The sequence below is a fragment of the Microbulbifer variabilis genome (assembly GCF_052467165.1).
Map to the genome: position 1 here is coordinate 1,150,075 of NZ_CP174301.1, position 12,426 is coordinate 1,162,500.

Genomic DNA, 12,426 nt, shown 5'->3' on the forward strand with positions numbered 1-12,426 from the left:
TGGCGGTTATAAATACTAATAAGTAGTTCTGCAACCGAATTACTACAAAATAATCACACCTTGTATGATTAAGTAATTGAAATATGAGTTTGAGAAAGACACTGTTAATTCTGGGAGCAGGTGGTCATGGTAAAGCCGTGGCTGAGGCCGCAATGTTGTCAGGAAAATGGCAGCGGGTTTGTTTTGCTGATGACCGTTGGCCGGAATTGGAAGAATCTTTCGGCTGCCCTGTAATAGCGAACAGCTTCACTTTGGCTGAGGTTGCTGGAACAGTGGATGCTGCCATTGCTGCAGTTGGTAACAATGCGTTACGAGAGCAGTGGTTGGCAACTTTGCAGCAAGCGGGCTTTCCATTGGCTACGATAGTCCATCCCGCTGCGTCTGTCAGCGTTAGTGCACAATTGGGGGCGGGGAGTGCGGTGATGGCGTTAGCCATGGTTGGAGTAGACGCACGGATTGGCTGCGGTGCAATCGTCAATGCTCAAGCGACAGTGGATCATGATGCTTGCTTGGGGGAGTTTGCCCATTTAGGAGTTGGTGTACATTTAGCTGGTGGGGTGCAAGTGGGTGCGAAAGCTTGGTTGCAAGCGGGGTGTAGTGCTGGGTATCGCGTGGTTATAGCCGAGGGGGAGGTATTGGCACCGGGAACGGCGCTGACAGCGTAATGATTACTATTAGAATTATGGGGTCCAAGGAATAATGGATGAGCTGCGCAACTGGCTACTGGGGCTGCCCCGCCGTAATAAACGCATCTTACAAGTGATAACTGATGTTCTGCTAGTGTGGCTAGCCCTTTGGCTGGCCTTTGCAATTCGTTTGGGATTGGATAAGCCTGTTAACCCCTTTGCCGAATACGCTTGGTTATTTGTTAGTGCACCGCTAATCGCGATACCTATTTTCGTTAGGTTTGGCATGTATCGTGCGGTGATGCGCTATTTTGGCAAGGATGCGTTGATTAGCATCTTCAAAGCGGTAATGCTGTCGGCTTTGGTGCTTGCTTTAGTTGTTTATTTGAACCGCGAGCCACCGCTAAGGGTGCCTCGCTCGGTTGTGTTTATATACTGTTGGCTGAGCTTGTTGATGATCGGCGGCCTCAGGCTGGTTATGCGGCAGTACTTTATGGGCGATTGGTATGTGGCTAGCCAGCAAGTGCCCTTTATCAACCGAGTCGATCATTTACCAAAGGTGGCCATCTACGGTGCTGGGGCGGCAGGCAACCAACTTGTGGCTGCATTGCGTATAGATCGAGTCATGATGCCGGTAGCTTTCATTGATGATGATCGTGGTATTGCCAATCGTGTTATAGCGGGTCTGCGGGTTTTCAAACCTAAGAACATTCAAAGAATGATTGAGCAAACTGGAGCTGAGGAAATACTTCTTGCAATTCCGTCTGCCTCTCGTGCACGCCGACGCGAGATACTTGAGTTACTCGAAAGCTTCCCTTTACATGTGCGTAGCGTACCGGGCTTCATGGATTTGGCTAGTGGTCGGGTTAAAGTCGAAGATATTCAGGAAGTAGATGTTGCTGATTTACTTGGCCGCGATGCGGTGCCGCCACAGCAGGCTCTTTTTGAAAGGTGTATTCGTGGTCATGTAGTGATGGTGACTGGCGCTGGAGGCTCGATTGGTTCGGAGTTGTGTCGTCAGATTGTAGCTACAGGTCCAACTACACTGCTGTTGTTTGAGCACAGTGAGTTTAACCTTTACAGCATCCATACAGAGTTGGAGCAGCGGATCCGACGTGAATCGTTGCCTGTGCGATTGGTACCGGTCCTTGGGTCTATCCGTAACCCAGGGCGTCTATTGGATCTGATGCGGTCCTGGGATGTGGTCACCGTGTATCATGCAGCGGCGTATAAGCACGTCCCGATGGTTGAACATAATATTGCCGAGGGTGTGATGAACAACGTGTTTGGCTCTCTGCATACCGCTCAGGCGGCGGTAAAAGCGGGAGTTGAACACTTTGTATTGATTTCTACTGACAAAGCGGTGCGCCCAACCAATGTGATGGGTAGCACTAAACGCCTTGCAGAAATGGTGCTACAGGCACTGAGCCAAGAGCCAGCTCCTACGTTGTTCAATGATGGCGAAACTGTAAACCAAGTCAACAAAACCCGTTTCACCATGGTTCGATTCGGCAATGTGCTGGGTTCATCGGGGTCGGTGATTCCGCGTTTTCGTGATCAGATCAAGCGTGGTGGCCCGGTAACGGTAACGCACCCCAATATTACCCGCTACTTTATGACGATTCCCGAGGCTGCCCAGTTGGTTATTCAAGCTGGTGCGATGGGGCAGGGTGGGGATGTGTTTGTACTGGATATGGGCAGCCCAGTGAAAATTGCTGAGTTAGCAGAAAAGATGATCCACCTCAGTGGTTGCACTGTGCGGTCAGAGAAGGACCCGCACGGCGATGTCGCTATCGAGTTTACCGGCTTGCGTCCGGGTGAAAAACTCTATGAAGAGCTATTGATTGGTGACAACGTCAGCCCGACCGATCACCCAATGATTATGTGCGCTACAGAGGATCACTTGTCCTGGGAATCATTCAAGACGGTGTTGGCCCAGCTACTTAGTGCGGTAGAGCGTGATGATTATGAGCGGGTACGCCAGCTACTGAGGGAAACTGTTTGTGGTTATATCCCGGAGGGCGAAATTGTAGATTGGGTTCATCAGAAGCGATGTGCGGAACCTGAGTTGGCTTAATCGCGCCGAACAGTTCATGTACCACCTTCGTCGCAACTTAGCCCAGGTTTAGTGCGAAGCTAGATGCAAGAATGGCGGAAAAATTTTCACCGTTGGCTGTTCAAAACAGTTCGTTAATAAATTCCGCCATGGCTAAATGATACTACCGACCTGAATTTCGTTTCCCTTCTCTTATTTGTGAACAAGAGTCAATTGGATTTCAATAGACTTGGTTTTGAGTGGCTGGAGTAAAACCAGCCATCATCCAATAAGTGAACAACTCTGATCTCATGATCATCACAAATATGGAGGTGGTCTTGATGGTCTCGCTTTGGGGAAGGCTCTCTGGCATTTTGTATTTCGTTTTCCCTGAAGTCAGCGTTGATCAATGCTGTAAGCGATCAGTCTTTTTTAATCTCGATATGAAAAACTACTCTTGATAGCCGGCCCCCTAAAATTCGAAGCTAATAAAGCATCAATCGTATCGATGGTTTAGGAGCAAAGTGTATCAAGGCTGCTGCCTGGCAGGGGGCTACTCCCGATTCAATTTAATGGGAAGTGTAATGATTGAGTATAGAGACGTTACCCTGTTAGCTCAGCGGCTGGGTAAGGAACTGGATAAACGTGCATGGCGAGTTACCGCTGCGGAGTCTTGCACTGGGGGGGCTGTTGCCGCAGCGATAACCGCTATTGCCGGGGCATCAAGTTGGTTTGACGGCTCTGTCGTGAGTTATGCCAACCGCATCAAACACAGCGTTCTGGGTGTAGATGTCAAGGATTTACAACAGTTTGGTGCTGTCAGTGAGCCGGTTGCCCGCCAGATGGCCTGTGGCGTGTTGGCAATGATGGATGCCAATCTATCTGTTGCAGTGAGTGGTATTGCCGGTCCCGATGGCGGTACTGAAGAGAAGCCTGTAGGTACCGTCTGGATTGCCTGGGCTCATGCCGATGGGCAGGAACCCGTGCAGATCGATGCCCGTTGCTTTCATTTTCAAGGCGATAGGGCTGAAGTACAGGCGCAGACTGTGAGAGAGGCAATCAAAGGTATGCTCGCTATCCTGGATGAGCATCCGGTTTAGGGCTGCAGGGGGTTACCTTGGCAATGTTAGGGCGAGCTTTGCGGCTGCCCAAAGCCCATAATTTGCGCGATGGTGACTGGTACCGGTTGTGCCGGAATTACTGGTTGCCTATACAGTAATCCTTCGTTAAGCTTGCCACCAATCAACACAGCTTAGCAATATGGGAATGGTCATGGATTCCAATAAAGACAAGGCGCTAAAGGCGGCGCTCTCGCAGATCGAACGCCAGTTTGGCAAAGGCACAGTGATGCGCATGGGAGATAAAGAGCGCGAGCGTATCCCGGCGATCTCAACTGGCTCCTTAGGTCTGGATGTGGCCCTGGGTATTGGTGGTCTGCCCCGCGGCCGTATTGTTGAGATCTATGGTCCTGAATCCTCAGGTAAAACTACCCTGACACTGCAAGTTATTGCTGAGGCGCAGCGCAAAGGTGGCACCTGCGCGTTTGTGGATGCTGAACATGCGCTCGACCCCATCTATGCAGAGAAGCTGGGTGTTAATGTTGACGAGCTGATCGTTTCCCAGCCGGATACCGGTGAGCAGGCTCTCGAAGTGGCCGATATGCTGGTACGCTCCGGTGCCGTGGACGTGCTGGTAGTGGACTCTGTGGCGGCCTTGACCCCGCGTGCAGAGATTGAGGGCGAGATGGGGGATTCCCACGTCGGCTTGCAGGCCCGCCTGATGTCCCAGGCTTTGCGCAAGCTGACCGGTAATATCAAGAACACCAATACTCTGGCAATTTTTATTAACCAGATCCGTATGAAGATCGGTGTGATGTTTGGTTCCCCGGAAACCACCACTGGTGGTAACGCGCTTAAGTTCTATTCTTCCGTGCGTCTGGATATCCGTCGTATCGGTTCCGTAAAGGACGGCGATGAGGTAGTGGGTAATGAGACTCGCGTAAAAGTTGTCAAAAATAAGGTGGCGCCCCCCTTCAAGCAGACTGAATTCCAGATCATGTATGGCGAAGGCATCAATATGGTTGGCGAGGTAATCGACTATGGAGTGAAACTGGGCTTGGTTGACAAGGCTGGTGCCTGGTACAGCTATAAGGGCGAGAAGATTGGCCAGGGTAAGGCTAACGCCACAAAGTTCTTACGTGACAACCCGGATATCCGCAATGAGATTGAAGGGCAACTGCGTGCGCAACTGCTGGGTGACCTGGTTCCGGCAAGCCCCGAAGAGGCAGTGGAACTCCCGGAAGAGTAAGTGCCTTATTCAAACACGGATTTCTCCGTTGATCCCGCTCAAGTGCTGTTCGGTGCGGCGCTTGAGTTACTTGCCCGTCGTGAGCATTCGCGCCATGAATTGAAGCAAAAGCTTGCGGGCAAGTTCCCCGGTGCCGATTTCGATGCTCTATTCGAGCGCTTACAAACACTTAATTATCAGTCAGATCAGCGCTTTGCTGAAGTATTTGTCCGCGCTCGTGTTCAGCGTGGGCAGGGACCTATGCGTATTCGTCAGGAGTTGCAGCAGCGGGGGATTCGAGGAGAGCTCGCGACCCATGCGATTGAGCTGCTGGAGGTTGATTGGTTTGAGCTTGCCCAGGAGCAGCTCCAGCGCAAATACCGTGCTCCTATCAATATAGCGCTGCCCAGAGACCAGCAAATGAAAGAGCGCGCAAGGCGCCAGCGCTATTTGGCGTATCGCGGTTTTCCCGCAGATGCTATCAGCTGGGCGCTAGACGGGAAGTAATCGGGCTTATACTCTCATGCATGATTGGGTCACGGTGGTATTGTTGCTGTCCGACCTGTGATGATGAAAGCAAGAATAATAAGCGCGAGACACCCTATGATCCTGTCCATTGACCAGGGCACTACGGGCACTACGGCCTTTGTCTTTAATAGTAGCGGTGCTCTGGTTGGGCGCAGTTACTCTGAAATCCCCAACTACTACCCTAAACCCGGTTGGGTTGAGCAGAATGCCGAAGAGATTTGGCAGGTGACGCAGCGGGTTTGCGCGGCAGCTCTGCAACGCGCCGGCATCCGCGCGTCCGATGTTGAGGCAGTGGGTATTACCAATCAGCGTGAAACTACAGTTCTGTGGGACCGGCATACCGGCGAGCCGGTGCACCCCGCCATTGTATGGCAGTGCCGTCGCTCCGCAGAAATCTGCCAGGAGTTAGCTGCTGCAGAAAAATCTGATTGGCTGCGCGAACGAAGTGGATTGCTATTGGATGCCTATTTCTCCGCAAGCAAATTGCTGTGGATTTTCCGTGCACAGCCACAGCTGCTGGAGCGCGCTCATCGCGGAGACCTGTGTTTCGGCACAGTAGATAGCTGGCTGGTGTGGAAAATGAGCGGTGGCCGCGCACACTTGACTGATCACACCAATGCCAGTCGCACCCTACTTTACAACCTGGAACAAAAGCGCTGGGATCCGGAATTGCTGGCTCTCTTTGGTTGTCCAGAGTCTATCCTGCCGGAAATCCGGCCTTCTGCCGGTCATTTTACCGATACCGATCCTGAGGCGTTCATTGGGGCAAGCGCACCTATTTGTGGTGTGGCCGGCGATCAGCAGGCAGCGTTGTTTGGTCAGGGCTGTCTCCGTCCCGGGGAGATCAAAAATACTTATGGTACTGGCTGTTTTATGCTGGCTTTTGCAGGTGAGAAGCGACCGAAGCCATCTCCGGGGCTGCTCGCCACTATTGCCTGTGATATCAGCGGTGCCCCTGCTTATGCAGTTGAGGGGTCGGTATTTACCGCGGGGTCTGCGATCCAATGGCTACGTGATGAGATGGGCTTGATTCAGCAGGCAGTGGATACAGAGGTGATTGCGCAGAGTATTCCTGATACCCGTGGAGTTTACCTGGTGCCCGCGTTCAGTGGCCTCGGTGCTCCTCATTGGGACCCATCAGCGAGGGGCACTGTGTGCGGCTTGAGTCGCGGCGCTGGCCGGGCAGAAATAGTGCGCGCTACGCTTGAATCTATCGCCTATCAGAGTGATGAGTTGGCGCGCTTGATGGAGGGGGCTCTCGGGGTATCCATTAGCCATATGCGAGTGGATGGTGGGGCATGCGCAAATAATTTCCTGATGCAGTTTCAGGCAGATATTTCTGCGTTGCGGGTTGAGCGGCCAAAGCAAATCGAGTCTACAGCCATCGGCGCTGCTCTTCTGGCGGGTATTGGTAGTGGTCTGTGGCACTTTGACAAGTTGCCGGAATGTTTGAGGGAGATTGAGCGAGATTTTATGCCCTCTATGGCTGCTTCAGAAAGGAAATCGCGGTTGGCCGGCTGGCAACGGGCAGTTGCCGCGTGTAAGGCATTTTAGTTAGGCCAATAATTTTTCAAGATGGGCTTTCGGCACAGGGAGGTGGCCAAATGGCGGTTTGGGAGGAGTTACAGGCAACAGTTGATGCATTGGTGGATGGTCGCAGGGGAATTCTCGCTGCAGATGAGAGCAGTGGCACTATTGCCAAGCGTTTCAACACGATTGGGGTGGAGTCCACCGAGCAGAGTCGACGGGATTACCGTGCGGCCCTGCTAGAGGCAAAGGGCCTGGGAGATTTTATCAGTGGGGTAATTCTGTTTGAGGAGACGCTTGGTCAATGCAGTGCTAATGGCAAACTTTTGGCACAGGTGGCTGCGAATCAAAAGGTTGTCCCCGGGATTAAGGTCGACAAGGGAAAAGGGCCATTGGCTGGTACTGCGGGGGATATGATTACATATGGCCTGGATGGACTTGCCGAACGACTGCGCGAGTACAAAAAGCAGGGGGCTCGATTTGCCAAGTGGCGTGAAGTCTATCCAGTTAGTCCACACAATCCCACCGAGCTCGGGCTACAGGCCAATGCTGAAATGTTGGCCCGTTACGCAGCTGTGTGTCAGGCCGAGGGCGTGGTGCCAATTGTGGAGCCGGAAGTTCTCATGGATGGGGATCACAGCATTGAGCGTTGTGCCGAAGTTAATGAACAAGTTTGGCATACTGTTTTTCATGCGCTGTATCGTCATGGCGTCACTCTTGAATTGATGTTACTGAAGCCCAGCATGGTCATACCTGGGGCGCAATCGGCACGAGCGGAGCCGCAGCAGGTTGCGGAATACACCCTGCGAAGTTTACGTCGGTCAGTGCCAGCAGCCGTACCGAGCATAAACTTCCTCTCTGGTGGCCAGGGGAACGAAGAGGCTTCTGCAAATCTCAACGCGTTGAACAAGATAAATAATGCACCTTGGCAACTGAGCTTTTCCTACGGCCGGGCGTTGCAGCAGCCAGCATTGGCAGCTTGGGCGGGGCGCTCTGAAAATATTGCCAAAGCACAGGGTGCGTTACTCAAGCGGGCACGCCTTAACCATTTGGCCATGTTGGGACAGTACTGCAGCAGTCTGGAGCGGGAGAGCTGACAGGTGCCGAATGGCCCAAGCTACAACAATAAGGAAAATAAGGAGGGGCAATGGAGTTTGTAACCAGAAATGTAAGCCTGCACTACCGCCGTTGGTGGGTTGAGAAAGCGCTTGGGGTAGTAGTTATTTCCCACGGCTTGGGTGAGCATAGCGGCCGCTACACCATGCTGGCCCAGTATCTGAATCGTGCCGGGTTCAGCGTCTACGCCCCCGATCATTATGGTCATGGGTTATCAGATGGAAAAAGGGGGCATATTGATGATTTCTCCCTTTATTGCGAGGACCTGCATGAATTTATTTGTTTGGTCAAAAGTGGTAACCCCAATACAAGTGTGCATCTGTTGGGCCATAGTATGGGGGCGGTAGTGGCCTGCGGCAGCGCTATTCGGTATGGTTTCGTGGACAGTGTGATCCTGTCTGCGCCTGGATTTCGCGGAGCTAAAGAGCCCGCTGGCCTGGAGCTGTGGCTGGTAATGATGCTGGCCAAATTATTTCCGAAGCTTGTACTTTCCAGTCGAATTGATGACAAGTGGTTGAGCCGGGATGTTTCTATTGTCGAAGCCTATCGCAATGATGAGCTTGCCCACCACGGGGTTTCCCTGCGTTGGTTTGAAAGCTTTCTCCAGGAGAGGACGTTTCTGTCAGCTAATCTGGAGCGGCTGCTTACACCCTGCTTAATGCTGCTGCCGGAATCGGATCGTTTGGTGGATGTAGAGCTGAGTCGGGAGTGGTTTGGTCGAATGGGTTCGACCAATAAAAGGCTTCACTGTTTTCCGGCAGCTTACCACGAGCTGTTCAACGAGGTGGAGGAGGGGCGTCTAGCCCGTGATTTACTACTGGGCCACCTAAACTCCATTTTGCCAGCCTCAAACCCTGTCATCTCTGGATAAAAATAGGTAAAGATGGGTTAAAACGGGGAAATCTGTTGGCTTAAGCAGAGGTGAATACCGTGAAAAACCCCATGAAGCATTGTATGATACGCGGTCATTTTTGCCCTCCGGAAGTTGTGTCGGGGGGAAATAGTGGGGTGGAACATGGATAAGAAGTTGCTGAGCCTATTAGTGTGTCCTGTAAGTAAGGCACCGCTTGAGTACCGCGAAGATACCCAGGAGCTGGTTTGTCGAGCCAGTGGCTTGGCCTATCCGGTTAGGGACGGGATTCCGGTGATGCTGGAATCTGAAGCGCGTCAGCTGACAGCTGAGGAAAAGCTGGAAAAATAAGCCAATGGGTGAACCCAGCGTTTTCAGTCAAATAATCTCGGGCGATATCCCGGCCGAGAAAATCTACGAGGATGACCTTTGTGTCGTTATTGAGGATCGGGCGCCACAAGCCCCGACCCATCTCCTCATTATCCCGCGCAAACCTCTAGTTAATCTGTCCGATGCCAAAAGCGAAGACAAAGGTCTACTCGGCCACCTGATGTGGGTGGCAGCCGAGCTGGGCCGGCGCTTGCGACTCGAGGGCTTTCGGCTGGTGGTTAACAATGGCCGTAGTGCGGGGCAGACCGTATTTCACCTGCATGTTCACCTGCTGGCTCAAAAGAAGATGCCCGAACAAGGGCTTGCGCAGTAGCAGGACAGACGTGGCACCGCGTCATCGGTGTCGTTCACATAACTTTCAACTAACGAAGTGGAATTACGCCGGATGAAAAGCGCACAGATTCGCGACGCCTTTCTGAATTACTTTGCCGAGCAGGGCCATACTGTGGTGCCGTCGAGCTCTCTGGTTCCGGGCAATGACCCGACCCTGCTATTCACCAATGCCGGCATGGTGCAGTTTAAGGACACCTTCCTCGGTCAGGAAAAGCGCCCTTACAATCGGGCCGCTAGCTCCCAGCGCTGTGTGCGTGCCGGAGGCAAGCACAATGACCTGGAGAATGTTGGCTATACTGCGCGCCACCACACCTTCTTTGAAATGTTGGGCAACTTCAGTTTTGGCGATTATTTCAAGCGTGAAGCCATCCGCTTTGCCTGGGATTTCCTCACAAAAGTACTGGGTCTGCCCGAAGAGCGCCTGTGGGTGACTGTTCATATCAGCGATGATGAGGCCGCTGATATCTGGTTAAAAGAAGTGGGCGTTAGCGCAGAGCGTTTTTCTCGCCTCGATGAGGACAACTTCTGGCAAATGGGCGATACAGGTCCTTGTGGGCCCAGCTCAGAAATTTTCTACGATCACGGTGCCGATGTTCCCGGTGGCCCCCCAGGTTCCGATAACGACGATCTCGACCGCTATATTGAGATTTGGAACCTGGTATTTATGCAGTACGAGCGCACTGCTGATGGCGAACTGCACCCACTGCCCAAGCCCTCCGTAGATACAGGCATGGGTTTGGAGCGTATTGCCGCGGTTATGCAAAGCGTGCACTCAAATTATGAAATTGATCTTTTCCAGGCGCTGCTTAAAGCTGCTAGTGAAATAGTCTCCTGCAAGAACCTCGAAGAAAAATCCCTGCGTGTCATTGCAGACCATATTCGCTCTTGCTCCTTCCTGATTGCTGATGGGGTGATGCCATCCAATGAGGGGCGGGGTTTTGTGTTGCGTCGCATTATCCGTCGTGCTGTGCGTCATGGTCACAAACTCGGCCATAAAGAGGTGTTCTTTTTTAAGTTAGTGGAAGCCCTGACTGAGCAAATGGGTGATGCTTATCCTGAGTTGCGTGAGAAGCAAGAGCTTATTGAGCGGGCTCTACGTAAAGAGGAAGAGCAGTTTGCCAAAACCCTGGACAAAGGGATGGCTCTGCTGGAGAGTGCGCTGGCCTCCCTGGAAGGTAGCGAGATTCCTGGTGAGCTGGTGTTTACTTTACATGATACTTATGGCTTCCCCACCGACCTGACTCAGGATATTGCCCGAGAGCGTGGTTTGTCACTGGATATGGCAGGTTATGAGGCTGCGATGGAAGCCCAGCGCGAACGTGCGCGCGCAGCAGGTAAATTCAAGCAGGACTATACCGAGGTTCTGGATCTGGAAGGTGTGACAGAGTTCCTCGGTTACGAAACAACTGAGGCGCGGGGCAGGGTTATCGCTATCGTCAAAGGTCGCGAGCAAGTCGAGCGCCTGGAGGAAGGTGAAGAAGGTGCGGTGATTCTCGACCGTACCCCGTTTTATGCCGAGTCTGGAGGCCAGGCTGGCGATAGTGGCTATCTGAGTTCAACAGCTGGCCGTTTTGAGGTTCGTGATTGTACCAAGCAGGGCGGCCACCACTTGCACACCGGCAAAATGTTGCAGGGTGTCATCACTATTGGTGATCAAATTTCTGCCAAGGTGTCTGCAGAAGTGCGCCAGGCAACCGCACTGAATCACTCCGCCACCCACCTGCTGCACGCTGCTCTGCGCAAAGTGTTGGGCGAGCATGTTACGCAAAAGGGGTCGCTGGTGGACTCCGAGCGCCTTCGTTTCGATTTCTCTCATCCAGAGGCTGTTACCAATAAGCAGCTGCATGCCATTGAATCCCTGGTGAATGCCCAGGTTCGCGCCAATACTCCGGTTGATACTTGCGAAACCGATATTGAGTCTGCCAAGGAAATGGGGGCAATGGCCCTGTTCGGTGAGAAATATGGCGATACAGTTCGTGTTCTTTCCATGGGAGAGACTGAAACTGGCGCTTTTTCTGTTGAGTTATGCGGCGGGACTCATGTCAAGCGCACCGGTGATATAGGCCTTCTGCGCATTGTGAGTGAGAGCGGTATCGCCTCCGGTCAACGCCGCATTGAAGCCGTGACTGGCGCACATGCGCTGTCATTGTTCGATCAAACCCAGCAGCGTCTTGAACATATTGCAGCACTTCTCAAGGCGCGCCCGGATAGCCTTGCCGATAAAGTTGAGCAGCTATTGCTTAACAACCGCAAACTGGAGAAGGAAATTGGTCAGCTTAAGACCAAATTGGCCAGTGGTGCCGGAGGTGATCTCTCTGCTCAAGCGGTGGAAATTGCTGGCTTCAAGTTGTTGGCGGCGTCTGTTGATGGCGCAGACCCTAAATCCCTGCGAGACCTGGCTGACCAGATGAAAAACAAGCTTGGTAGTGGTGTTGTCCTGCTTGCAGCACCTGGTGAGGATAAGGTGGCTCTGGTAGCGGCAGTAACCAAGGACCTGACAGATCGCCTGTCAGCGGGGGATCTTATGCGCTTTGCCGCTGCCAAGCTTGGTGGTAAGGGCGGTGGCCGTAAGGATATGGCACAGGGGGGAGGAACTGATGTTTCCGCCCTAGCGGGTATGTTGCAGGAGGTGCCCACATGGGTTGAGGGCTCCCTCAGCAGCTGATTTCGGTAAAAACGGCGCCAGAAGTCGTATGTGAAGTTGATTTCACCGAAGTTTGGTGATTAAGTGCGCG

At 52.7% G+C, this 12,426-nt stretch carries 11 protein-coding genes; all 11 read left to right on the plus strand.

Features of this window, described 5'->3' with window-relative positions; genetic code table 11:
- The first annotated feature begins 83 nt into the window (after window positions 1–83).
- The 11 genes from ACJJIP_RS05025 to alaS all read left to right on the plus strand — a co-directional run bounded on the left by ACJJIP_RS05025 (window position 84) and on the right by alaS (window position 12,356).
- Window positions 84–665, plus strand: a complete 582-nt coding sequence (locus ACJJIP_RS05025; RefSeq protein WP_353376143.1) for an acetyltransferase — start codon at window positions 84–86, stop codon at window positions 663–665.
- A gap of 34 nt (window positions 666–699) precedes the next feature.
- Window positions 700–2,703: a polysaccharide biosynthesis protein gene (locus ACJJIP_RS05030; protein WP_353376144.1), complete on the plus strand. Its 2,004-nt coding sequence runs from the start codon at window positions 700–702 to the stop codon at window positions 2,701–2,703.
- Window positions 2,704–3,245: 542 nt separating this feature from the next.
- Window positions 3,246–3,761 carry a CinA family protein gene (locus tag ACJJIP_RS05035; RefSeq protein ID WP_353376145.1) on the plus strand — a complete coding sequence of 172 codons (516 nt, stop codon included), beginning with the start codon at window positions 3,246–3,248 and terminating at the stop codon, window positions 3,759–3,761.
- A 172-nt stretch (window positions 3,762–3,933) separates the two neighbouring features.
- Complete coding sequence (gene recA, locus ACJJIP_RS05040) at window positions 3,934–4,968, plus strand: recombinase RecA (RefSeq protein WP_444946346.1); 1,035 nt, start codon at window positions 3,934–3,936, stop codon at window positions 4,966–4,968.
- Entirely contained in the window at window positions 4,969–5,454 is a 486-nt protein-coding gene (locus tag ACJJIP_RS05045; RefSeq protein ID WP_444946347.1) for a regulatory protein RecX, read from the plus strand.
- Window positions 5,455–5,550: 96 nt separating this feature from the next.
- Window positions 5,551–7,029: a glycerol kinase GlpK gene (gene glpK, locus ACJJIP_RS05050; protein WP_282952801.1), complete on the plus strand. Its 1,479-nt coding sequence runs from the start codon at window positions 5,551–5,553 to the stop codon at window positions 7,027–7,029.
- A gap of 50 nt (window positions 7,030–7,079) precedes the next feature.
- The gene (locus ACJJIP_RS05055) at window positions 7,080–8,099 is read left to right on the plus strand and encodes a class I fructose-bisphosphate aldolase (RefSeq protein ID WP_353376147.1); all 1,020 of its coding nucleotides are present in this window, start codon (window positions 7,080–7,082) and stop codon (window positions 8,097–8,099) included.
- 50 nt (window positions 8,100–8,149) lie between these two features.
- Window positions 8,150–8,989: an alpha/beta hydrolase gene (locus tag ACJJIP_RS05060; RefSeq protein ID WP_353376148.1), complete on the plus strand. Its 840-nt coding sequence runs from the start codon at window positions 8,150–8,152 to the stop codon at window positions 8,987–8,989.
- 144 nt (window positions 8,990–9,133) lie between these two features.
- Window positions 9,134–9,319, plus strand: a complete 186-nt coding sequence (locus ACJJIP_RS05065; protein ID WP_020411321.1) for a Trm112 family protein — start codon at window positions 9,134–9,136, stop codon at window positions 9,317–9,319.
- 4 nt (window positions 9,320–9,323) lie between these two features.
- Window positions 9,324–9,671, plus strand: coding sequence for a histidine triad nucleotide-binding protein (locus ACJJIP_RS05070; RefSeq protein ID WP_020411320.1), 348 nt, complete (start codon window positions 9,324–9,326; stop codon window positions 9,669–9,671).
- Between the two features lie 72 nt (window positions 9,672–9,743).
- Window positions 9,744–12,356, plus strand: a complete 2,613-nt coding sequence (alaS, locus tag ACJJIP_RS05075) for an alanine--tRNA ligase (protein ID WP_444946348.1) — start codon at window positions 9,744–9,746, stop codon at window positions 12,354–12,356.
- The last annotated feature ends 70 nt before the right edge of the window (window positions 12,357–12,426 follow it).